This is a genomic window from Staphylococcus pseudintermedius, from assembly GCF_034042775.1.
GTDB classification, from domain to species: Bacteria; Bacillota; Bacilli; order Staphylococcales; family Staphylococcaceae; genus Staphylococcus; species Staphylococcus pseudintermedius.
Genome location: NZ_CP120150.1, coordinates 877614 through 900400, shown reverse-complemented (window position 1 = coordinate 900400; position 22787 = coordinate 877614). Strand labels below are relative to the sequence as shown.

The window sequence follows — 22787 nt, the reverse complement described above, 5'->3', positions numbered from 1 at the left end:
TTCAAATGAAAGAAACGGTTCAGACTTTGGTCATGGTTTTCACGTTAATTAATCACTTCGCAAAAATGAATGCTATCATCAACCAAAGTGCATCTGCTGACTTTTTATCATGTTCTTCCAACTGTCAGACAGCCACTTAAAAGATAACCATTCCGTGATTCAAAAGTGCTTTATTTGTATTTTTTGTAGTGTGATTTGAACGCACTGTTTCATTTGATACTCTCGCACGAAAATTGAGTGGTGCGTGTGCATTGCTCAAATAAAAGAAACAGTTCAGACTTTGGTCATGATTTTCACATTAATTAACCACTTCGCAAAAATGAATGCTATCATCAACCAAAGTGCATCTGCTGACTTTTTATCAATAAGAGACGTCCTTTTCACTTCAACGCGGTATGTTAACTGCCTCGAAAATAAAAGACTTCTTTCGCTATTCACTTTATTAAAAGTCAATGTTGAAAGAAGTCTCTTCATTTTACTTATTTCATTCAGTTACAATTTAGTTTCAATATTCATACGGTCTAAAATCATTGTGTAGGCATCATTTCCCCATTGTAAAGAACGTTTAACGCGAGAAATTGTAGCCGTCGATGCACCTGATTCTTTTTCAATCGTTGCATAAGTGTAACCTTGCTTGATCATCTTCGCAACTTGAAGGCGTTGTGATAAAGATTGTAACTCATTCACTGTACATAAATCATCAAAAAATTGATAACATTCTTCACGCGTCTCTAAAGTTAAAACTGCATCGAATAACTCATCTAAAGCTTTTCCGCGTAATTTTTCTATTTGCATGCGAACAACCCCTATATTCATAATCTATGACTATTTTAACGGATTAATAGATTAAAGTGTAGTGAAATTATTCTAAACCGACTCTTTTAAATATTGTATCAACTTGGTTCAAGTGATGTCTAGGGTCAAAACAAGCATCCAGTTCTTCTTTTGAAAGCTTATCTGTAATTTTCGTGTCCGCTTCTACAAGTTCTCTAAATGGCGTTTTCGTTTGCCAAGATTCCATTGCTTTTGGTTGTACTGTATCATAAGCTTCTTCACGGACCATACCTTTATCAATAAGCGCAAGCAACACACGTTGTGAATAAATCAGACCAAACGTTTTATTCATATTCTCAGTCATGTTTTCTTCATAAACTGTTAAACGATCAATAATATTTGTGAAACGGTTTAATGCATAATCTAATGCAATCGTTACATCCGGCAACATAATACGTTCAGCTGAAGAATGTGAAATATCGCGCTCGTGCCATAATGCGACATTTTCATATGCAGTCGTTAAGTAACCGCGAATCACACGCGCGATACCTGTAATGTTTTCCGAACCGATTGGATTACGTTTATGCGGCATTGCTGAAGAGCCTTTTTGCCCTTTAGCAAATGCTTCTTCCACTTCACGCGTTTCTGTTTTTTGAAGATTACGCACTTCGACAGCAAATTTTTCAAGAGAAGTTGCAATTAAGCTTAACGTCGCAATGTAGTATGCATGACGATCACGTTGTAACGTTTGTGTAGAAATCGGTGCAGTACCAATACCTAAATGTTTACAAACATAGGCTTCAATTTCAGGCGGAATGTTTGCAAACGTCCCCACTGCACCACTCATTTTACCGACTTCGATTTCAGTTCTTACATTTTTGAAACGTTCCATGTTACGTTGCATTTCTGCATACCATAACGCCATTTTCAAACCGAAAGTCGTTGGCTCAGCATGCACACCATGTGTACGCCCCATCATTAATGTTGTTTTATACTTTTTCGCTTTCGCTGCTAAAACATCAATGAAACGTTGAATGTCTTGTTCTAAAATGTCATTCGCTTGTTTAATCTGATAGCTTAACGCTGTATCTACAACGTCAGTTGAAGTCAAACCATAGTGTACCCATTTACGCTCTTCACCTAAAGTTTCTGAGACTTGACGTGTGAAAGCGACAACGTCATGGCGTGTTTCTAGTTCGATTTCTTTTGCACGGTCCACATCTACACGTGCATGTTGGCGAATCTTTTTCACATCTTCTTTCGGAATGTAACCTAACTCACTCCATGCTTCACTCGCAAGGATTTCCACTTCTAACCAAGCTTCATAACGATTTTGATCCGTCCAAATTTGAGCCATTTCTTCTCTTGAATAACGTTCGATCATGTTTATTAAACTCCAATCTTGTAATGTTAGTTTCATTGTATCAAAACAATCAATCGTGTACATGTATTATTCAAACAAATTTATCGTTCGTAATCAAGCCTCAAATGCTTATTCGTGTCAATTTATTGTTTTCATTCATACGCATAGTAAATTCCAATGTAATCCAACCATCAAAATACTGATAATTCAAAGTTTATCGTGCTTTGATTTGCATTTCTACATGTTCGTTTTCGGTACTTCAAGTTCATGTCTCACTCTTGACAACACACAACAAAGACGAACATTAAAAAGTTAAATCATTAAAACATTCGATATTTCTTTTTCGAGTAACACGTTGTCATTGGATTGCTTTAACATATTCAATGTACATCATAGCTATAAAAAAGACAGCACATGTTCAATTGTTATGTGCTGCCTTTCTCTTATGATTCAAAAGCATCCGGTATTTTTTTACCTGTAAATTCAATCTCTTGTCTTAACACTTCGATGTCACCGTGCTCATTTTCGATAAACACGGGCTTTTCAAACCGTTTCACTGGCATATATCCTGCCGCTTTCATTCTTGCTAAACAATCTTGAATCGTTTCATCAGGTTCAACTTTAAATTTCATCTGTATCATACGCCTTTACTTTTTTACTTCTTACGCCTTTAACCCAGAAACCACCGTGAATATTTCGAGGTTCGTACGCAATAATAAATGCCTTAGGATCCAATTGTTTAATCGTATCCATTAGTTTCAATTCATAACGACGCGGTGTTAAAATTTGCATCACTAAACGGTCACCGTCACGGCCATGTGCACCAAAGTGCGTTACACCATATCCTAGTGCACGCAGCTGACGAGGCAAATCCAACTCATAGTCTGCTGTCGTAACATTGACGACCGAATAACCGAGTGCGAGTTTTTCTTCTATCTTCATTCCTACAATAATCCCCACAGAGAAACCAAGGGCATAGGCAATAATATTTTGAAATTGATCTAAGCTCGACATCACCAAACCTAAACCGATAATATAGACAAACACTTCTACAAAACTAACAAGTGCCGCAACATAACGGTAACCTTTTAACGTTAAAATCACACGCATCGTCAGTGCTGTGACATAGGCAACGTTAATGACGAAAATGGCAATGAGCATTAGCCAAGGATTGTCATTGATTAAACTCATACGCACCCTCTTTTCCTTTTAAAAATCTAGCTCATTGTATCAAGTTCTTTTATATTTGTCATTACTTATCTGATTTAGGCCATGAAAAGCGTGTGTATGCCAATTCACGTTTATGTGCATTTCTGACGTAGTGACGCTCGATTACTGCTGCGTCTTCTGGTGATACGCCTTTTCCTTCAAGATAATTATCAATCGCTTCATAAGTCACGCCTAAAGCTTCTTCGTCCGGAAGTTGGGGTTTGTCATCCTCTAAATCCGCAGTCGGGACCTTTTCATATAAATGTGCGGGTGCGCCTAAATATTGTAACAGTTGACGACCTTGACGTTTGTTCAAACCGAATAGTGGCGCAATATCTGCCGCACCGTCTCCATGTTTTGTGAAAAAGCCCGTGATATTTTCTGCAGAATGATCTGTACCGACAACAATCCCACTCGTATTCGCCGCTATCGCATATTGCACTTTCATGCGTTCTCGAGCTTTTTCATTCCCTTTATGAAAATCACTTAATGCAATACCCGCTTCTTTTAGCGACTGCACACTTTGGTCGACAGCCGGTTTGATATTTACAGTCAGGATACGGTCAGGCTGAATGAAGTTCAATGCATCCTCGACTTCATCAGCGTCTTTTTGCACACCATACGGCAACTTCACCGCAATAAACTGAACATCTCTACCTGAAGCATTTCTCATATTTTCTACAGCGAGCTGCACAAGTTTTCCGGCTAAAGTAGAATCTTGACCTCCTGAAATCCCGAGCACTAACGTCTTAACAAACGTATGTGCATGGAGGTATTGTTCGATAAAATGTTGCATCTCCTTAATCGTTTCAGCACTATCGATACTCGGTTTCACTTTCATCTCTTCTACAATCATCGCCTGCATTTCACTCATGGTCATACTTTTCTTCCATCTCCTTTACATTTTCAGCGACTTCAAAAATGCGCTTTTGTTTATTTTCCCAACATAACGTACTTAAATCGACAGGGTACTCTTCAGGATTCAAGTAACGCTTGTTTTCTTCCCATAAATATTCCAAGTTGCTTTTCAAATATGCTTTCGCCTCCATTTCTGTCGGACAATCATAAACGAGCTGACCGTCTTTAAAAATGTCATGATGTAAATCAACGGCCTTAAAGTTTTTAATTCGCTTCATTTTGTATGTGTGAATCGGATGGAACATTTTTAAAACTTTTTCTTCATTCGGGTCTTCATGTTCTAGCGTAATATAGTCCCCTTCTGATTTGTTCGTTTTCGTATTAATAATGCGGTACACTTTTTTCTTACCTGGTGTCGTTACCTTTTCAGCATTGTTGGAAAGCTTAATCCGATCGACAAGTTTGCCCTCGTTGTTCTCTACAGCAACCAGTTTGTACACAGCACCTAAAGCAGGTTGTTGATAAGCGGTAATCAATTTTGTGCCGACACCCCAAGAATCAACAGCAGCGCCTTGTGCTTTCAAACTGCTGATCGTCTGTTCATCTAAATCGTTTGACGCGATAATTTTCGCATCTTTGAAACCCGCTTCGTCTAACATTTGACGCGCTTTTTTCGATAAATAAGCGATATCACCTGAATCTAAGCGAATACCGATAAAATTAATACGGTCGCCAAGTTCTTTTGCGACACGAATCGCATTTGGTACGCCTGATTTTAAAGTATGGAACGTATCAACCAGAAATACACAATTGCGATGTCGTTCTGCATATTTTTTAAAAGCAGTATATTCATCACCATACGTTTGTACAAATGCGTGCGCGTGTGTACCAGAGACTGGAATATTGAAAAGTTTCCCTGCACGTACGTTACTTGTCGAATCAAAGCCACCAATGATTGCAGCACGCGCGCCCCATAACGCAGCGTCAAATTCATGTGCACGTCTTGTACCAAATTCCATTAATACATCATCGACAGCTACTTGTTTAATAATACTCGCTTTTGTTGAGATGAGTGTTTGGAAATTAATAATATTGAGCAATGCTGTTTCAATGAGCTGTGCTTGAATGAGTGGCGCTTCAATACGCATGAGCGGTTCGTTATTGAAACAAAGTTCGCCTTCTTTCATTGAACGAATATTGCCAGTAAATTTTAAATCAGCCAAATAGTTTAAAAAGTCATCTTGATAACCAATGGATTTAAGGTATTCAATATCTGTGACTGAGAAATGAAGATTTTGAATCAATTGAATGACGCGTTGTAAACCATTGAATACGGCATAACCGCTTCCGAAAGGCATGTTTCTGAAGTAGAGGTCGAATACTGCTTTACGCTCATGGATACCATCAAACCAATACGATTCGGCCATATTAATTTGATACAAATCATTATGTAACATGAAACTGTCATCTTTATATTGATACATGATAGACTCCTTTTATCTTTTCTTATTATTGCTATCATATCACACAATAGGAAAGGTTTCTTGCGTTTGAACATTTCAATTTTAAGGGCTCTAAAGTTAAATTTATTCTTTGTCCTTACCATACTGGTTGCGAACCCACCCTTGCGTTCCTAGACGCTCACTCCCACTAACCAACGTTTTGATTCAACTGTTACAGAAAGGAAAGGCTTGGTGTATTTTCAATTTCGCTTTAATACCTCAGGCGTCTCGGGGCATTCTGCAATTTTATTCACTTCAAACCTTTTTATGCGAAAGTCTTATCAATCGTGATATTCCCTTTCTATTCTAATATGCCATGCCTTAATCTTTCAAAGTAGTCATCAACTATGTATCTGTGGCTATTCAAAATTGGTGATGGATTTTCAGGTTCAGCTGATTCCTCAAGCGTCTCCTATCATTTGGCAATCTTTCATTGTACTTTTTCACTCTATAAGTATAACGAGTGAGATTAACGTAATGAACTCAACTAAGGTTCAAATTGCCGATATTTACTGTTTCAAGAATCATTAAAGTCAAACAATATTATGACAATTGTCATATTCATTTCAAAGGTGACATGAATTTCATTATAATAACGATGAGGTGGGGAATATGCTAAAAGAAGCACAAGCATTTATTAAACAAATGTATGATGAATTAGATTTATCTACAACTGAACGTGATGCGCGCTTAGCAGAAATAGAACAAGCCATTCATACAACAGGGACATACCAACATACGACAGATGAACTGACCTATGGTGCACGTGTAGCTTGGCGTCATTCTAATCGCTGTATCGGTCGTTTATTTTGGGAAAGCTTGAAGGTGATTGATGCGCGGGATATTAAAGAAGAAACACCCTTTTTAGAATCCATTGAATCACACATCAAAACTGCGACTAATGACGGTCGTATCAAGCCTTGTATAACGATTTATGCGCAGTCGGATGAAGAGGGGCCTCAAATTTGGAATAATCAGCTGATTCGGTATGCAGGATATGACGATAAAGGCGATCCAAGTGAAAAATCGATCACGAAGCTGGCTCAACATTTAGGGTGGACGGGCGCACATACCGACTTTGATGTGTTGCCACTCATTTATCAACTCCCTAATCAACCTGTGAAGTATTTTGACTATCCTTCAGATTGGATTATGGAAGTACCGATTACACATGACCAATTTCCGAATGTGTCAGCGCTAAATTTGAAATGGTATGCTGTACCCATTATTTCAAATATGGATTTAAAAATAGGCGGTATCACTTATCCGACAGCACCTTTCAATGGTTGGTATATGGTGACAGAAATTGCTGTTCGCAACTTTACAGATACATACCGCTACAATTTACTGGAAACATTTGCGACGGCGATGGGCTATACAGATTTACGAAATGCAACTTTTAACAAAGACCGCGTGATCGTTGAAATCAATGATGCTGTCTTACAATCATTTAAAAAAGCTGGCGTGTCCATGGTCGATCATTTAACGGCCTCTAAACAGTTTGAAAAATTCGAAACCGCCGAAGCACGTAAAGGCAGAACTGTTACAGGCAAATGGTCTTGGCTCGCACCACCGTTGTCACCTACTTTGACCACCAATTATCATCACGGTTTTTCCAACGAAACACGTCAACCGAACTTTTTTTACAAGAAAAATACATCAACAGGCTGTCCTTTTCACTAACATCATGTAAAATAAAGGCAATTCATGTGAAAGGAATGAGGTTATGACACTTTTCTACCTTGGTCCTAAAGGTACTTTTTCATATTTAGCAGCTTTGAAATTACAATCTCAGACAAATCAAAAAGAACAATTGGTCGAACGTTCTAATTTGTATGAAGTGATGTCATCCTTACAAAAAGACCCGTCAGCGAGTGCAATTGTGCCGATTGAAAATTCTATTGAAGGTACGATTAATGTGATTGCCGACTCACTTATCGAACAAAATTTTGTCATCATTGAAGAAATATTTTTAGATATCGCCTTTGCACTGTACGGTTTACCAAATCAATCGTTCAAAGATATTCAGCGTGTCTATTCTATCAGCCCAGCGATTAGTCAGACACAAAAGTTTATTCATGAACAACAATTTGACTATGATTATACGACGAGCACTGTCGCATCACTCGAAAAAATTGATGCCACAACTGGTGCGATTGCCCCTCTCGGAAGTGGAGAAATGTATGGATATGAGGCACTCGCGACACACATCGAGGATTATCCTCATAATATGACGCGTTTTCTCGTTTTAAAACATGCTTCTGAAGTGACAAATCAAAGTGGATCCGAATGTTTATTAGTCATTACACCGACAGAAGATAAACCAGGTCTCCTTGCGAGTATTTTGAACACGTTTGCGATGTTTCAAGTCAATTTAAAATGGATAGAGTCTCGACCACTCAAAACACAATTAGGCATGTATCGCTTTTTCGTTCAAGCCGAATGCCCAGATACAACAGTGTTAAACAAAATATTAACGATATTAGAGACTCTTGATTTCAAAATTAAAAATTTAGGCCGTTTTCATTAATAATTGTTGAAGAAGGGGATGGGATAACTTAATGTCCCATCCCCCTTCCTAGTTACTCACTTTTATCTGTGATGAATGCTGTGACATGCTTTTGATTCCATTGAGGTGAATGTTCATTATTTAAAATAGCAATGTCATGTACACCTGTTAATTGCGCGACTTGATGTCCGCCCATAAATGTATTGCCTATCACGTTGACATCGGTATGGGGTGCATCATGGTGACTTCGAATGTGCAGGACATCTTTAGCCCCGTTATTCACAAAGTCATTGTGCATTACATACAAACCGTCGCCTCCTTGTTTACCTTCATGATTTCCTTCTAAAGTCACTGCATTTTTACCTTGATGTACACCTAAATAACGAATCCCACCTGTACAGTTTAAAAACAGATTATGCTGAATAAAGATATTTTTACCCTTTAATGGCGTTAGCGCATAATCTTGCGTATCTTCAAAAACATTATGTTGAATAATGATATTTTCATAAAAACGATCGAAGCGTGTCGCGTGTGAACCTATTGCACGATTCCAACTTTGCATATCTCCTTCAAACGAATTACCAAAATAACAATGTTCGATGACCGCATTTTTCGTAATCGTGCCATCATTGACACCAAATTTTGGAAAGGCGCCTTCAACAAATAAATCTAATTGTACCGCTTCTGAAAACCAACGTTCACCAGTCACATCATAAAATCCAACAAAATTGCAATGATGGACGTGCAAACCGTCGAGCCCACAAGCATCTATCCCATGACCTCCTACAACATTTTTAATTGTTAAATGACAAACTTCAATTTCTTGTGCATGTCCTAAACACATTGCTGTATTATTGTAAGGGTAATGGACGCCATTCATATTCCAAATGCCGCCTTGAATTTTAATGTGACTGTTGCCATTGTATCCGTAATAGCGTTTTAAACTTGTGCCGTTTTTCAACAATGCATCTTTTCCAGTCCTTAACATTTGTGCATCTGGGTCTAATATGAGCGTCGTTCCTTCATAAATCTTTAATGCTTTTGCGATATGATAAGTACCGCTAGGAATGTAGACAGTAATCGGTCCTTTTTGAGCTTGGTTGAGCGCACGCTGTATGCCCCAAGTATCTAACAATCGATTCTGGCCTTTTGCACCAAAATCTAAAACATTTATTTTCATATACGTGCCTTCCTTTCGCGATTAAGTTATACTTATTATACTGTTGTTTAATCTTTATACCACTTTTAGGAGAGAATGAAATGTCAAATAAAGCTTTAGTTGTTGTTGATTATTCGTATGATTTTGTTGCAGACGATGGTAAACTGACTTGTGGTGCGGCTGGTCAAGCTATTGAGCCGTACATTGTGGAACGTATAAAAGCATACCACGAAGCACAAGAAAATATTTTTTTCATGATGGATTTACATTTTGAAGATGATCCTTACCATCCTGAGACAAAATGTTTCCCACCACACAATATTAAAGGCACAAAAGGTCGTGAATTGTATGGTGAAGTGAAAGCATTATATGATACGATAAAAGATAGCGCACATGTTTATTTTATAGATAAACGCCGTTACGATTCATTTTACGGCACCCCTTTAGATAGTATGTTACGCGAACGCCAAGTCGACACTATTGAAATTGTCGGCGTGTGTACAGATATTTGTGTCTTACACACTGCGATTAGCGCATACAATTTAAATTATCAATTAATTATCCCTAAAAAAGGTGTAGCGACATTTAATGAAGCTGGACACCAATGGGCACTCACACATTTTAAAACGACATTGGGCGCTCAGGTAGAATAATTGCTATTCGCCGTGCTAAAATAGAACTGAAATTTATAATATGAATAAGGAGATTTAATAATGACAACTTATATTTTTGGTCATCAAAACCCAGACACTGATGCCATTTCTTCGGCAATCATAATGGCAGATTTCGAACAACAACATGGAAACAAGGAAGCTAAAGCATTTCGTATTGGTGAGTTAGGTCCTGAAACTCAATATGCGTTAGATTATTTCAACGTAGAAGTTCCAGAATTCTTAACAGATGACTTAACTGGGCAAGACGTCATTTTAGTTGACCATAATGAGTTTCAACAAAGCGCTCACAACATTGAAAAAGCGAATATTCGACATGTCATTGATCATCACAGAATCGCGAATTTTGAAACAGCAGGTCCGCTTTATTACCGTTCGGAGCCTGTGGGCTGTACAGCAACGATTTTGTACAAAATGTATAATGAGCGCAACTATGAAATTCGTCCTGAGATTGCAGGTTTAATGGTATCTGCAATTATTTCAGACAGTTTATTATTCAAATCCCCAACATGTACACAACAAGATATTGATGCAGCACAAGCACTCGCTAAAATCGCTAATGTCGATTTACAAACATACGGTTTAGAGATGTTAAAAGCTGGTGCTTCTACAACAAATAAAACAGAAGACGAATTATTAAATACAGATGCAAAATCATTCAGTATGGGGGACTACACAGTTCGTATCGCACAAGTGAACAGTGTGGATGTCGAAGAAGTGTTTGCACGTCAAGAAGCGCTTGAAAATGCAATGAATAAAGCAAGTGCTGAAAATAGTTACGACACATTTATTCTTGTCGTTACAGACATTATTAATAGCGACTCAAAAATTCTTGTTGTTGGTGCAGAACAAGAGAAAATTGCTCAAGCATTCAACACAACATTAGACAATCACACAGCATTTTTGCCAGGCGTTGTTTCTCGTAAAAAACAAATTGTACCACCGATTACAGAAGCATTATCATAATTTAAAAATATAAACAAAGGTGTGATAACATGTCTGAAAATGTGAAAGCAGGACATCATAAATTCTATTACGGTGAAACTGAAAATAGACCCGACGCACAAATTCTATTTTCTTACTATGATACAAATGTGATCGATGTTTATAGTACTTATGTCAGTCCTTCTTTACGCGGTGGCGGTGTGGCAAAACAATTGTTTGATGCTGTCATTGAAAAAGCGAAAAATGAAAATTTAAAAATTATTCCATCTTGCAGTTATGTTGCGCATCAATTCGAACGTGATGCATCACTCGCACCATATCGAGCGGAATAAAAAGATGACTTGAAGTCGAGGCACAATCCAACGTGTCTCGATTCTTTTTTGACCACAATCGCGATACCGTCAATTTAAGATTGTATTTAAACTGTTTTTGAACATGATTGCAATACGAGTATCCTATTGCGTATGAATTTTAACTGAGTATGTTACAATCATACATAATGAAGCGTTACATGTACGATAGCAATAAATGCAACATCAACTGACTTTACCCTATTTGAACTGATCAAAGACATTTGATTATTTGAAAGGAGCATTTCCTATTGAATCCATTTCACACACAATTCAATGCAACACAACGTTATTTTCAATCACATGCGACACGTTCGCTCAAATCACGTAAAAAAGCTTTAAAACAGTTAGCTAAACAAATTAAACTGCATGAACAAGAGATTTTCGATGCACTCAAACAAGATTTAAATAAAAATGAAGTTGAAGCATTTGGCACAGAAATAGGTTATACGTTAAATAACATTCGCTATATGCGTAAAAACCTATCAAAATGGGCAAAATCGCAAGCGGTCGACACACCCTTTTTTCTTTTTCCAGCCAAAAGCTTTATTGTCAACGAACCTTTAGGCACAGTTTTAATTATCGGACCTTTTAACTATCCATTTCAATTAATTTTTGAACCTTTAATTGGGGCCATCGCTGCAGGTAACACTGCCATTGTGAAGCCATCCGAACTAACGCCAAATGTTGCTGCTGTCATTGAAAAAATTATTACAGAGACATTTGACCCAGAATATGTTGCTGTCGCTCAAGGTGGTGCCGAAACGATTCAATCTTTATTGGAACTGCCATTTGATCACATTTTCTTCACAGGCAGTCAAAAGGTCGGCAAAATCGTATACGAAGCAGCGGCAAAACAACTGATTCCTGTGACACTCGAACTCGGCGGTAAGTCACCTACCATTATTGATAGAACTGCCAACTTAAAAGTCGCAAGTGAACGAATCTGTTTTGGTAAATTTATGAATGCCGGTCAAACGTGTGTCGCGCCGGATTATGTCCTTATTGATGAAACGATTAAGGCTGATTTTATTGAAGCACTAACTACGACGATTCGTGAATTTTATGGTACCCACCCGATTGACAGTGAAGATTTAGGTCGTATTGTTAATGATCGCCACTTTGACCGTTTAGCACAACTTCTAACAGCACATCAATCGAACATCATTGTCGGTGGCGAAACAGCAGCAGAGCAACGATACATTGCGCCAACGTTACTCGATCGTGTTCAAGCGGATGACCCGATAATGCAAGAGGAAATCTTCGGACCTATTTTACCAATTTTGACATACCGTGATTTTGACGAAGCTATCGCATATGTCCAATCGAAACCAAAGCCATTATCGCTTTACTTATTCAGTGAAGATGAAAATGCCACAACACGCGTTTTGAATGAACTGTCATTCGGCAGTGGTGCGATTAACGATACGATTTTACAATTAGCCAATCCGAAACTTCCTTTTGGCGGGGTTGGCGCTTCAGGTATTGGCCGTTATCATGGCAAATATTCATTCGAAACATTTTCACATCAAAAACCATACATTTTCAAAACGACAAAGTTAGAAACAGGCTTATTGTTTCCGCCGTATAAAGGGAAACTCGGCTACATGAAAAAGCTGTTTAAGAAATAAAGGTATCTATTTTTCCCCTTCAATTATGTCAAACTTTAACTCAAAAGAAAAAGGCTTGGGCAATTATTTAAAAATGCCTGAGCCTTTTCATTATTTTTCTACATGATTATAAGTGTGTTTCGTCCAAAAACTTCACACAAACGCCTTCTGGAGCTGTTTGTTGATCGTCTGTTTTAGTTAATCGACCTGTATCGAGATCACGTTTAAATACGACCACTTCTGAATTTTCTTCTTGATGCGCCACTACAAGGTAAGCATCATCTTCTGTAATATTAAAATCTCTTGGGAATGCGCCACCACTTGAAACGATGTCGACTAATTCAAGTTTGGCACCGTCTTCTAATAATTTGAAAATAGCAATACTGTCGTGTCCACGGTTACTTACATATAAGAAACGTTGATCATGTGATAAACGGACTGCAGCTAATTTTGTAGGTAACAGAAAATCTTCAGGAATCGTTAAGTGACGCTCTAATTCCGTAAAACTACCATCTTCATATGCCATCACAACAACAGTATTTGACAATTCATTAACGACGTAAGCATAACGTCCAGTTTTATGATAAGCAATATGTCTAGGTCCGTCACCTGGTTCCAATGCTGTTCTGTGTGCTACTTCTAAGCCTTGGTCACCATAATGATATGTCACGAGTAAGTCAGCACCTAAATCAACAGCAACCACATATTTGTGCTCAGGTGTGACATCTAAATAATGCACATGTGACTGCTCTTGTCTCTCTACATTAGGGCCATGTGGGTATTCGTGAATCACTTCTTCTATTAAGCGGGTAATGCGGTTATTTGCAGCATCAAGTTCATAAATACGGGCCACCCCATCACCATAAACCGCTTCAAAAACATACTTTCCATCTGGTGATACTGCGACATAACAGCCCGAACCTTTAAAGGACTCCAATGATTCCCCTGTTTTTTCAAGGCTACCATCTTGTTTAATTTTAAATGTGGCTAAACCAGCGTTTTTATCATTTTTCGTAATTCCGATTAATGTATCTTCATGTTGGACAAGATATGTTGAGGCATTCAATTCGTATCCTGTTTCAACCGTTTCAATACGTCCTGCTTGTTCATCTAATTCAAAGCGATAAATTCCTTTACCGTCTTTTTTTGTATAAGAACCAATATAACCTTTTACCATGGCATGCATCCCTCCATTTTCTTACGCCTATTTTACCAAATTTTGATGATGAGACACACGAGAAACGTTTCATATCTCGCTTCACCTTGACAATAAAAAAAGCGAGATTGAAATCTAATACTCTCATAGACTTCATATCCCCGCTCTCAGTTCTCAAAATCATAAAAATGGTTACGCTTCAAAAGACGCTTTTATCTTTTTAAAAGCGAATGTTACTTTTAACCTTGGTTCGCTTCGATATCAGCAATAATTTCTTTCGTTTTGCTTTCGATTTCTTCAAAGTCTTTTTTAAATACATATGTCAACACTGCTAAACCAACACCTACAACGCCAGTAATCACTAGTGTTGAAACGAATAAAAATTTAAATAATCCCTTAATGAAATTCCACATAACTCTTCACCTCTAAATTATTGATGTTACAATTATCATACCATAAAAATACAACATCATTAAACTTATACCCTAATCTCGACTTTATTAATCAGAAATCAATTCAAATTTTAAAGCCAATATGTTACATTATCAATATAAAGAATAATGAAAGAGGGCTCTTAAAATGCCATATATATCATTAGTAAGTTCATGGAAAAACAATGATATTGATAAAATTGAGGATATGCTAGATGATCGTGTCGCTGCATATTATGTGAATGAACTCGGAGAACCACAGTCACTCACAAAATCAAATGTCATCGATATGTTGCGAAAACGTATGAATCAGATTTCCAAAATGAAAGATACACAATGGAATTTTGAGATGATTCATCGTGCACAAATCAACGACGATCAAATGATTATATTTTATGTATACTCCGTAGAAAATCCAGATTATCCAAAAACAACGAAAACACTTGTTGCCATAACATTTGGAGACACGCAATCACTCAACCATCGTATTAAAACGATTTACATCACAACAAATGTCACAGAAATTCACTCAACATAACGCCATCATTGAATGCTTGACGCCATCACTTCAAACTGTATTTATCTGAATAAGGTGAGTGCAAGACGTATACATCAGACCTCCTTTCAATCACGATGCAGTTCAGCAATTGAATCTTTCACATGCACAACATCTCTTTCTCACTTCATTTCATTGGCGTAAATTGGACTGAAAGCGCGACGATACACAGGATTTTCAGTTATCGTTCAACATGTTAAAGTGGGACGGCCCCATCTTTTGAAGGGAGATTTCTGCCCCACTTTTGTTGTGACACACACGGGTTCATTCATAAAAAAGAACCGAGATACGTACCATACCTCAGTTCCCTCAAGTAAATATCCTTATTGACTTCTCACTGTAACCTACTCATATCGAAATTATTTCATTTCGTTCTCGTTTTTGCTCGTGTGTTATTTATATTTAAAACCTATACGAAACGCTTTCATATACGCATCGTGTTATCGTGTATGCATGTTAAACTTATTCGTAAAAACTTCAAAACAGCAGTTATTTGGTGAAATTTCTATAGAACCAACGCTTAGCTTTAAAATAGTATTCCCACATATACTTCCCCCCTATTGATTTAATATACTTTTCGAATTGTTATAATGATAAAATAAGTATATTAAAATAGTGTATGAATTACCATTAAGGAAATATTACAACCTATTAACAAATTATGTTATACAGATGTCAGAAAGGATGAATACACATGCAACAAGTATCATCAGACGTTTCAACTTTTCGTGGTACACATTATGATTATGGTGTTGCTACCGGTCAATGGCTACAACAAACTGCCATGTTGAAAAATAGAGAAAAAGAATGGAAAAAGCGCGTCCCTCGTTTTGACATAGATGTAGAAAAAACCTATCAAATTTTCCAACAGTTCGCTCCTAAAATATGGGATGAAATTCAAGGGATTCAAGATGTGTTAAACATACCGACAAGACAAGCGATTTTAAACTTTGCACATTATCGCTTTACGACATTACCTGAGAGTGGTTGCTCGGTATTTGTTGGAGGAGATTACTTAGTACGCAATTACGATTATCATCCGGCCACATACGATGCACGTTATCAACTGTTCCAACCCACTGATGGTGGCTATGCGCAAATTGGTCCGATGTCACGAACAACTGGGCGTATGGATGGGATGAACGAGCATGGATTAGTTATGGCTTATAATTTTATGCACCGCAAAAAACCTGCGAATGGCTTTGTGTGTTATATGATTGGGCGTTTAGTATTAGAATATTGTCGTAATGTCGAAGAAGCGATTCAATTTCTAAATGTATTGCCCCATCGAAGCTCATTCAGCTATATTGTGCAAGATAAGACAGGTGCACACGCCATTGTTGAAGTGACACCGAGAAGCATTGATGTCCGTTACGATACGACTTGTACGAATCATTTTAAATTACTAACACATGAAAACCGTAACTATACCAAAGAGTCAGAAGAACGTTTGGCGCGGCTAGATGGCCAAGTCCAGTCATCTGAGCCATCACGTTTCGATATTTTCAAACGTTTTAATGACCCACAATATGAACTCTATAGTAAATTATTTAAAAGTTGGAGTGGCACGATTCACACAACGATGTATGAACCACGACAACTTTATGCCTGGATCACTTTAGGTGAAAATCAACCGCCCATCAAATTTGATTTCGGCGCCTGGCTTAATGGCCAGCCAATTGACAAAACTATATTAACAGGTCACCTCGATACTGACATTCACTTTGCTACACATTAATGTTGGGGATGGGACATAAAATTTCTATGTCAAATCCCCGTCACAATATAAAAAATACAGGGCTCGGATCACCTCATATCCAAGCCTCTGTATTATTTGCCTAATCAACAGTAATATCGCCACGTGTCGTATAAAGTTCTATTTGATGTGTACCTGTCCCATTTTTTCCTTTTTTAATCTCGTCGTTATTGATGATAGCTTTACCATTTTCAGGATTAAGCGACAGCATCACGTCAGTTGGCGGTTGACGATACCCTAAGTAAATGTTGCCATCTTTCACTGAACTTTTGAAATCACAATCCGTTTGCATCTCTTTCAAGTGAATATCACCACTATTCAACTTAAAAATACTGTTCTTGAGTAGCGTCTTTTCACCGTTAATTTTTCCTTGTTTAATATTGAATTCACTTTTATCTATGCGACTGTTTTCAATATTGACAAGCGTTTCGTTGGCGCTAAATTTAGAATGGGTCAACTCACTATTATGAATATTCAATTCTCCACTGTCACCATTCCAAATCGTTGCATGCTCAACATTGACATCTACTATATCTATCGCACCTAAATTCGAAGTGAGATCGATTTCTTTAAGTTGATTTTGAGGAATACCGATTTCAAGCTGCCCTTCTAAATTATTAAAGGGGTTGAGATTCGGCGTTCGAAAACCTGAGCGATTCATCTCAGTAATGGTCAGCACGCGACTTTGTTTTGAAACTTTCATATCTTGTTTGCCTTCATACGAGATATGAAAGTCATCGCTCGGCACCATTTTTATATGCGTCGAATCAACGTTAATTACAATTTGATTGATTGCGTTTTTTTCAAAGGTTTTATCGATTTTCTCAACAGATTGTTTTTTCTTTTCAAAACCAAACCACACGGTTGTTCCCAAAATAAAACAAATTAAAAAGCAACTGAGTCCAAATACAAATAACTTTCTCATGACTGTGATGTTCCTTTTTTAATAAAATTGACATTCCATTTTAGATATTTAATAAGTAATTTTTTAATCGCAGCAATCAGTTTAACAATCATAACGATAAACATCATGCCCAGTCCTAAATAAGCAAAACTATACAAGTAATTGCTGAAGGAAAAAGAAAACATCCCTGACCAAACATCTGTAATCAACAGTAACAATGGCGATAACAACATGCCTAAAGCGAGAAATGTCCCTATGAGTAGAAGTAAGCCCACAAAAAAGAGCGGAATCACAATAAAAAACAATGTAATCATGCTCATGCCAATCGTTGCAAAAACAGCGCGGACTAAATGCGTCACATCTGGTTTCTTTTCAGCATTTTTGACTGCGTATTTCGCATAACGTTGCTTCGCGATTTGTTTTGGTGTATCGAGAGCATTGACGATGGCTTCATCCGATTTGCCATCCAAACCTTCACGATAAAAATGGTTTTCATACTCATTCATCACTTCGTCAACGACATGATTAGGCAATCGATGTAATTGGTATTCTAATTCATTCAAAAACGTAATTTTATCCACCGCAGCTCCCCCCTTTATTGCAATCTTTTATCACCTCAAATTATAAGGAGTTGTGCTGTAAAATTAAACACTTTTTGAATATTTGTATTGTAAATGTCATAATCTTAATTTGTCGTAATCTTTTTAATTTTCTTTAAAATCATACACTGGTATAATGAATAAAAAGGGAGGGGTATTTTATGGCACATTTAAGAACTTATTACGCAGAAGCTAAACCTTTCGAACAGTATATTCAAGATATGGAACAAAATCAAACAGAACTCTTAAACATTTATAAAGATTTCGATATGCCGACTGATGATGAGAGAATTGAAAAAATTAAAGATAGCGGCTACAAATATGTCCTTGTCATTACAGAGGATTGGTGTGGCGATGCAATGATGAATAACCCTATTTTGAAACATATTGCAGAACAAGCCAATTTGGAAGTACGCGTATTTCACCGCGATGATAACACAGATTTAATCGATCAATATTTAACAAATGGTAAGTCACGTTCCATCCCAATTTATATTTTTATGAATGAGAAGTTTGAACAAAAAGCGGTATGGGGTCCTCGTGCACTCAATGTCCAAAAATTTGTTGAGGCGTTACGAAAAGCATCATTGCCGGATAAAACAGATCCGAGCTTTGAGGAAAAACAAAAAGAAGTACATCTCAAGATTCGAGAGCGTTATTTGACAGACGCATCATTTTGGCATGATGTGTATGAATCGATTATGTCTCGACTCGTTTAATCAATAAGACGGGGTTGGGACATGCAAATTTTTGAATGAATTATATCTAAAAATTTTTACGTTCCAACCTCTAATTTTTTACAAAGCTTATACGAATAGACTGATAAACAGTACAAACACGAGTCCACTCACTGAAATAATCGTTTCAATTAATGACCATGTTAAAAATGTTTCTTTCACTGTTAATCCGAAATACTCTTTGAACATCCAGAAACCTGCGTCGTTTACATGAGAGCAGAAGATACTACCTGCCCCAATCGCTAATGCAACGAGCGCTAAATTGACATCTGCTGTTTGTAACAACGGTAACACGATACCCGTTGTTGAGATTGCCGCTACTGTTGCTGAACCGAGCGCAAGTCGTAAAATGGCTGCGACTAACCATGCCAATAGAATTGGCGAAATATTCACGTCAGTAAATATTTTTTCAATCGCCCCACCAACGCCTCCATCAATGAGTACTTGTTTGAATGCGCCACCTGCACCGATAATCAACAGCATCATCCCAATCGGATAAATGGCTTGTGTTAATGTATTCATCACCTGTTTCGTTGGGATACCACGACGAATACCCATACTGAAAACCGCGAAGACAACCGCGATGAGCATGGCTGTACCTGCACTACCGATAAAGTAAATCATACTTTCAAGTGTATTGTGCGCTTTTCCTTCATGCCCAGAAATCAGTTGCCAAAGTGTCGCAAATAACATGAGTAATACAGGTAATAATGCTGTGAATGTACTTAATCCAAAACTTGGCAATTCTTCGTCTTTAAAGGACTTCGTTGCACCTAATGATGAAATATCGCCTTCACGTTGAAACGCTGTCGGTGTTAAACGTGGTGCAATTTTCGCAAAAACAGGCCCCGCTATAATTGTCACAGGTATCGCAACAATAAAGCCGTATAATAAAACTTCTCCAATATTTGCGCCTAATTCTTTAGCGATAACGACTGGACCTGGATGTGGCGGTAAGAAACCATGTGTTACTGATAATGCGGTTACCATAGGCATACCGATTTTTAATTGAGACACGTTCATTCGTTTCGCAATCGTAAAGACAAGTGGTATTAATAACACAAGACCGACTTCGAAAAATAATGCAATCCCGATAATAAATGATGCAATCACCATCGCCCACTGCACATATTTTTTACCGAGTTTAGCAATTAACGTATCCGCAATTTGCGTCGCGCCACCACCATCTGCAAGCAACTTCCCTAGCATCGCACCGAGACCAAAAATCAAGGCGATATGGCCTAATGTACCGCCCATACCTGTCTCGATCGTTGCGACAATTTTATCAAATGGCATCCCTAGCAAAATACCGGTCACCATTGCCGTAATAACCAGTGCGACAAATGTATTTAACTGCAATTTCATAATTAAGATTAATAACACAATAATTGCAATAGCCACACTCAACAGTGGCCAAATTTCCTGAAACATACAATCCCCTCTATTCTTTATTATTTTCTAAATCACGTTGAAATTGTGCCAATGTTTGATATGACGGACTTAAATCTCTACTAATTTGAATAAAGATAGAAGCCAATTTTTGATACACATTGACATGCACTGCTTCTGGATGATGTTGATGTGTCGCACCTACCCAAGATTTAACAATGTCATAGTTATCAATTTGTCCGAGTGCTTTTAATCCTAAAACACAGGCACCGAGACATGAACTTTCATAACTTTTTGGTATTTCAACATTTGTATTAAAAATATCAGCCATCATTTGACGCCATAAATGACTTTTTGAGAAGCCACCTGTTGCTTTAATCGATTGTGGTGACGTGCCAATGACTTCTATTAATGCTAAAAAGACAGTATATAAATTGAATAATACGCCTTCCATCACTGCACGAATCATATGTTCTTTCTGATGCGATAAAGTCAATCCGATAAATGAACCGCGTGCATCAGATGTCCATAAAGGCGCACGTTCACCTGTTAAATAAGGATGGAACAATAAACCTTGCGCGCCTGGTTGAACATTTTGTGCAATGCGAGACATCACATCATAAGTTTCAATCCCTAATCGTTTTGCCGTCTCGATTTCGCTCGCTAACAATTCATCACGGAGCCAGCGCAATACGACACCCCCATTATTGACCGGCCCACCAATGACATAATGTTCATCATCGAGCACATAACAAAAGATACGCCCCTTTTCATCAATGACAGGATGATCGACAACTGTACGAATCGCGCCTGATGTTCCAATCGTAATAGCCACATCTCCTGGTTCAAAACTGTTCACACCTAAGTTCGACAATACACCATCACTCGCACCCGCAATGATAGGCAAATCGCGACGCAATCCAAGTTTTTCAGCTATATAGTCATCTTTCAAACGGAGTTGATGCGTCGTCGATACGAGTGTTGGTAATTTCGAAGGCGGAATATCAAGTAACGCCAACACTTTTTCATCCCACGTTTTATTTTGTAAATGATACAATCCTGTAGCTGAGGCAATCGAAGCATCCATCACCCATTCACCTGTCAATTGGTACAGAACATATGATTTAATATCGACATAGCGTGTTGCCGTTTCAAAAAGTTCATTTTCATCTTGTTTCAACCACCATAATTTACTTAACGGTGACATCGCATGTATCGGTGTTCCAGTACGTTGATAAATGCCATGACCGTCATGATGATTCAGTAAATCTTCAGCAGCAAAACGTGCACGATTATCCGCCCACGTCATACTTTTAGTCATTGGATGTTCGAATTCATCAATAAGTAATAAACTATGCATTTGCGCACTGAACGAAATAAATTGCAGAGCTTCATGTTGTACGTCACCTTTCCGTACCACTTCTGCAATGGTTTCTGTCACTGCATTGACGATAATATCTGGATCTTGTTCTGAAACATCCACACGTGGTGTGTGCAATGGATATTCTATCTGTGCTTTCTGTTGAACTCCCCCGTCAGTGTTAAACAACACAGCTTTCGTGCTGGTCGTTCCAATATCTACTCCAATCATATATTTCTCCATAGTGATACACCTTTCTTTTAATATTACTGTGCCCAAAATGCGCCGATATCGTTGTTTAAATCATTAAAATTGGCTTCGAATGCTTCATACATCATTTTTCTATCTTTTTGTGCAATCGCTGTAACAAACAGTTCATGGTTTTGAATGACTCGTTCAAAATCCTCAAAATTCTCGTCCATTCGCTTTTTCATACTCATATAGTTCAGACATAGCATTGTCGGCATAATTTGTTGCCATAAATGCGTTAAATAATGATGATCACACGCTAAAACCATTAACTCATGGAATTTCAAATCATTTTCGGCAAAACTCGCAGCATCTTTATATTGGATATTTACTTGCATCATAGCTAATGCTTGTTGCATTGATTGCACAATTTCCATCCAATCAGACCGTTGAATAACTTTCGTAAAAGCAAACGATTCAATCATCAGGCGAATATCAGTCAATTCTTGACGCTGCTTATCTGTAAATGGAATAATTTCAGCTCCCATGCGTTCCAAACGAATTAAACGTTCTTGCGCTAAAATTTTAAACGCATCTCGCACAGGTGAACGGCTCACTTGAAACTCATTTGCGACTTGGTTTTCAGTCAGTAATTTATGAGTAGCACGTTCCCCACTCATAATACTTAAGCGTAAAGTAGCAGCTATGGCCTCCCCTTTTGATAAATACGTCAACCATTGTTTAGGAATTTCCATCTCAT

23 protein-coding genes are annotated in these 22787 nt (G+C 37.7%); 9 read left to right on the top strand and 14 right to left on the bottom strand.

Annotation, left to right across the window (positions count from 1 at the left end; all coding sequences use genetic code 11):
* Positions 1-492: 492 nt before the first annotated feature.
* From P3U61_RS04100 to P3U61_RS04075, 6 genes are all read right to left on the bottom strand, one after another.
* Complete coding sequence (locus tag P3U61_RS04100; protein ID WP_014613451.1) at positions 493-795, bottom strand: YerC/YecD family TrpR-related protein; 303 nt, start codon at positions 793-795, stop codon at positions 493-495.
* Positions 796-862: 67 nt separating this feature from the next.
* Entirely contained in the window at positions 863-2158 is a 1296-nt protein-coding gene (purB, locus tag P3U61_RS04095; RefSeq protein ID WP_014613450.1) for an adenylosuccinate lyase, read from the bottom strand.
* A 422-nt stretch (positions 2159-2580) separates the two neighbouring features.
* Positions 2581-2769 carry an NETI motif-containing protein gene (locus P3U61_RS04090; RefSeq protein WP_014613449.1) on the bottom strand — a complete coding sequence of 63 codons (189 nt, stop codon included), beginning with the start codon at positions 2767-2769 and terminating at the stop codon, positions 2581-2583.
* Entirely contained in the window at positions 2759-3328 is a 570-nt protein-coding gene (locus P3U61_RS04085) for a DUF2179 domain-containing protein (RefSeq protein ID WP_014613448.1), read from the bottom strand. Before P3U61_RS04085 ends, P3U61_RS04090 begins: the two co-directional genes overlap by 11 nt.
* Before the next feature lie 61 nt (positions 3329-3389).
* Positions 3390-4220: an NAD(+) synthase gene (gene nadE, locus P3U61_RS04080; protein ID WP_041613345.1), complete on the bottom strand. Its 831-nt coding sequence runs from the start codon at positions 4218-4220 to the stop codon at positions 3390-3392.
* Positions 4213-5688 carry a nicotinate phosphoribosyltransferase gene (locus P3U61_RS04075; protein ID WP_014613446.1) on the bottom strand — a complete coding sequence of 492 codons (1476 nt, stop codon included), beginning with the start codon at positions 5686-5688 and terminating at the stop codon, positions 4213-4215. The genes nadE and P3U61_RS04075 overlap by 8 nt, the downstream gene beginning before the upstream one ends.
* Positions 5689-6318: 630 nt before the next feature.
* On the opposite strand from P3U61_RS04075, the gene P3U61_RS04070 reads away from it, so the two are divergent.
* A complete protein-coding gene (locus tag P3U61_RS04070) occupies positions 6319-7389 on the top strand; it encodes a nitric oxide synthase oxygenase (protein ID WP_063278577.1) in 1071 nt (356 codons plus the stop codon).
* Positions 7390-7432: 43 nt separating this feature from the next.
* Positions 7433-8236 (top strand): prephenate dehydratase, encoded by an 804-nt coding sequence (locus P3U61_RS04065; RefSeq protein ID WP_015729399.1) that lies wholly within the window; start codon positions 7433-7435, stop codon positions 8234-8236.
* Positions 8237-8288: 52 nt separating this feature from the next.
* On the opposite strand, the gene P3U61_RS04060 is transcribed toward P3U61_RS04065, so the two are convergent.
* Positions 8289-9395, bottom strand: a complete 1107-nt coding sequence (locus P3U61_RS04060) for a glycosyl hydrolase family 28-related protein (protein ID WP_015729400.1) — start codon at positions 9393-9395, stop codon at positions 8289-8291.
* Between the two features lie 80 nt (positions 9396-9475).
* Between P3U61_RS04060 and P3U61_RS04055 the strand changes: the two genes are divergently transcribed.
* The 4 genes from P3U61_RS04055 (at position 9476) to P3U61_RS04040 (ending at position 12971) form a co-directional block, all read left to right on the top strand.
* The gene (locus P3U61_RS04055) at positions 9476-10027 is read left to right on the top strand and encodes a cysteine hydrolase family protein (RefSeq protein ID WP_014613442.1); all 552 of its coding nucleotides are present in this window, start codon (positions 9476-9478) and stop codon (positions 10025-10027) included.
* Positions 10028-10084: 57 nt separating this feature from the next.
* Entirely contained in the window at positions 10085-11011 is a 927-nt protein-coding gene (locus P3U61_RS04050; RefSeq protein ID WP_172425815.1) for a manganese-dependent inorganic pyrophosphatase, read from the top strand.
* A 29-nt stretch (positions 11012-11040) separates the two neighbouring features.
* Positions 11041-11322, top strand: a complete 282-nt coding sequence (locus P3U61_RS04045; protein ID WP_014613440.1) for a GNAT family N-acetyltransferase — start codon at positions 11041-11043, stop codon at positions 11320-11322.
* A gap of 269 nt (positions 11323-11591) precedes the next feature.
* Positions 11592-12971, top strand: coding sequence for an aldehyde dehydrogenase (locus P3U61_RS04040; RefSeq protein ID WP_014613439.1), 1380 nt, complete (start codon positions 11592-11594; stop codon positions 12969-12971).
* Between the two features lie 106 nt (positions 12972-13077).
* Here P3U61_RS04040 and pglS read toward each other — a convergent pair whose 3' ends face one another.
* Positions 13078-14127, bottom strand: a complete 1050-nt coding sequence (gene pglS / locus P3U61_RS04035; protein ID WP_101457954.1) for a 6-phosphogluconolactonase — start codon at positions 14125-14127, stop codon at positions 13078-13080.
* A 218-nt stretch (positions 14128-14345) separates the two neighbouring features.
* The gene (locus P3U61_RS04030; RefSeq protein ID WP_014613437.1) at positions 14346-14519 is read right to left on the bottom strand and encodes a hypothetical protein; all 174 of its coding nucleotides are present in this window, start codon (positions 14517-14519) and stop codon (positions 14346-14348) included.
* A 166-nt stretch (positions 14520-14685) separates the two neighbouring features.
* Between P3U61_RS04030 and P3U61_RS04025 the strand changes: the two genes are divergently transcribed.
* Together P3U61_RS04025 and P3U61_RS04020 are read left to right on the top strand one after the other, a co-directional pair.
* Positions 14686-15075: a hypothetical protein gene (locus P3U61_RS04025; protein ID WP_014613436.1), complete on the top strand. Its 390-nt coding sequence runs from the start codon at positions 14686-14688 to the stop codon at positions 15073-15075.
* 712 nt (positions 15076-15787) lie between these two features.
* Positions 15788-16831 (top strand): C45 family autoproteolytic acyltransferase/hydrolase, encoded by a 1044-nt coding sequence (locus P3U61_RS04020; RefSeq protein WP_101457727.1) that lies wholly within the window; start codon positions 15788-15790, stop codon positions 16829-16831.
* A 100-nt stretch (positions 16832-16931) separates the two neighbouring features.
* On the opposite strand, the gene P3U61_RS04015 is transcribed toward P3U61_RS04020, so the two are convergent.
* On the bottom strand, positions 16932-17774 hold the full coding sequence (locus P3U61_RS04015; RefSeq protein WP_101457726.1) for a DUF4097 family beta strand repeat-containing protein: 843 nt from the start codon (positions 17772-17774) through the stop codon (positions 16932-16934).
* The gene (locus tag P3U61_RS04010) at positions 17771-18334 is read right to left on the bottom strand and encodes an HAAS signaling domain-containing protein (RefSeq protein ID WP_101457725.1); all 564 of its coding nucleotides are present in this window, start codon (positions 18332-18334) and stop codon (positions 17771-17773) included. The genes P3U61_RS04015 and P3U61_RS04010 overlap by 4 nt, the downstream gene beginning before the upstream one ends.
* A gap of 179 nt (positions 18335-18513) precedes the next feature.
* Between P3U61_RS04010 and P3U61_RS04005 the strand changes: the two genes are divergently transcribed.
* On the top strand, positions 18514-19071 hold the full coding sequence (locus tag P3U61_RS04005; protein WP_037542611.1) for a thioredoxin family protein: 558 nt from the start codon (positions 18514-18516) through the stop codon (positions 19069-19071).
* 87 nt (positions 19072-19158) lie between these two features.
* Here the strand turns inward: P3U61_RS04005 and P3U61_RS04000 are convergent, their stop codons facing one another.
* Genes P3U61_RS04000 through P3U61_RS03990 form a run of 3 tightly spaced genes read right to left on the bottom strand, consistent with a single transcriptional unit; the run spans position 19159 to position 22782 of the window.
* The gene (locus P3U61_RS04000; protein WP_014613431.1) at positions 19159-20520 is read right to left on the bottom strand and encodes a gluconate:H+ symporter; all 1362 of its coding nucleotides are present in this window, start codon (positions 20518-20520) and stop codon (positions 19159-19161) included.
* Between the two features lie 10 nt (positions 20521-20530).
* The gene (gntK, locus tag P3U61_RS03995) at positions 20531-22081 is read right to left on the bottom strand and encodes a gluconokinase (RefSeq protein ID WP_014613430.1); all 1551 of its coding nucleotides are present in this window, start codon (positions 22079-22081) and stop codon (positions 20531-20533) included.
* A 23-nt stretch (positions 22082-22104) separates the two neighbouring features.
* Positions 22105-22782: a GntR family transcriptional regulator gene (locus P3U61_RS03990; RefSeq protein WP_014613429.1), complete on the bottom strand. Its 678-nt coding sequence runs from the start codon at positions 22780-22782 to the stop codon at positions 22105-22107.
* Positions 22783-22787: the final 5 nt, after the last annotated feature.

Excerpts from the sequence above, each read along its gene's own strand:
- P3U61_RS04100 (WP_014613451.1), bottom strand. The coding sequence starts at position 795 with ATGCAAATAGAAAAATTACGCGGAAAAGCTTTAGATGAGTTATTCGAT.
- purB (WP_014613450.1), bottom strand. The coding sequence starts at position 2,158 with ATGATCGAACGTTATTCAAGAGAAGAAATGGCTCAAATTTGGACGGAT.
- P3U61_RS04090 (WP_014613449.1), bottom strand. The coding sequence starts at position 2,769 with ATGAAATTTAAAGTTGAACCTGATGAAACGATTCAAGATTGTTTAGCA.
- P3U61_RS04085 (WP_014613448.1), bottom strand. The coding sequence starts at position 3,328 with ATGAGTTTAATCAATGACAATCCTTGGCTAATGCTCATTGCCATTTTC.
- nadE (WP_041613345.1), bottom strand. The coding sequence starts at position 4,220 with ATGAGTGAAATGCAGGCGATGATTGTAGAAGAGATGAAAGTGAAACCG.
- P3U61_RS04075 (WP_014613446.1), bottom strand. The coding sequence starts at position 5,688 with ATGTATCAATATAAAGATGACAGTTTCATGTTACATAATGATTTGTAT.
- P3U61_RS04070 (WP_063278577.1), top strand. The coding sequence starts at position 6,319 with ATGCTAAAAGAAGCACAAGCATTTATTAAACAAATGTATGATGAATTA.
- P3U61_RS04065 (WP_015729399.1), top strand. The coding sequence starts at position 7,433 with ATGACACTTTTCTACCTTGGTCCTAAAGGTACTTTTTCATATTTAGCA.
- P3U61_RS04060 (WP_015729400.1), bottom strand. The coding sequence starts at position 9,395 with ATGAAAATAAATGTTTTAGATTTTGGTGCAAAAGGCCAGAATCGATTG.
- P3U61_RS04055 (WP_014613442.1), top strand. The coding sequence starts at position 9,476 with ATGTCAAATAAAGCTTTAGTTGTTGTTGATTATTCGTATGATTTTGTT.
- P3U61_RS04045 (WP_014613440.1), top strand. The coding sequence starts at position 11,041 with ATGTCTGAAAATGTGAAAGCAGGACATCATAAATTCTATTACGGTGAA.
- pglS (WP_101457954.1), bottom strand. The coding sequence starts at position 14,127 with ATGGTAAAAGGTTATATTGGTTCTTATACAAAAAAAGACGGTAAAGGA.
- P3U61_RS04030 (WP_014613437.1), bottom strand. The coding sequence starts at position 14,519 with ATGTGGAATTTCATTAAGGGATTATTTAAATTTTTATTCGTTTCAACA.
- P3U61_RS04025 (WP_014613436.1), top strand. The coding sequence starts at position 14,686 with ATGCCATATATATCATTAGTAAGTTCATGGAAAAACAATGATATTGAT.
- P3U61_RS04020 (WP_101457727.1), top strand. The coding sequence starts at position 15,788 with ATGCAACAAGTATCATCAGACGTTTCAACTTTTCGTGGTACACATTAT.
- P3U61_RS04015 (WP_101457726.1), bottom strand. The coding sequence starts at position 17,774 with ATGAGAAAGTTATTTGTATTTGGACTCAGTTGCTTTTTAATTTGTTTT.
- P3U61_RS04005 (WP_037542611.1), top strand. The coding sequence starts at position 18,514 with ATGGCACATTTAAGAACTTATTACGCAGAAGCTAAACCTTTCGAACAG.
- P3U61_RS04000 (WP_014613431.1), bottom strand. The coding sequence starts at position 20,520 with ATGTTTCAGGAAATTTGGCCACTGTTGAGTGTGGCTATTGCAATTATT.
- gntK (WP_014613430.1), bottom strand. The coding sequence starts at position 22,081 with ATGGAGAAATATATGATTGGAGTAGATATTGGAACGACCAGCACGAAA.
- P3U61_RS03990 (WP_014613429.1), bottom strand. The coding sequence starts at position 22,782 with ATGGAAATTCCTAAACAATGGTTGACGTATTTATCAAAAGGGGAGGCC.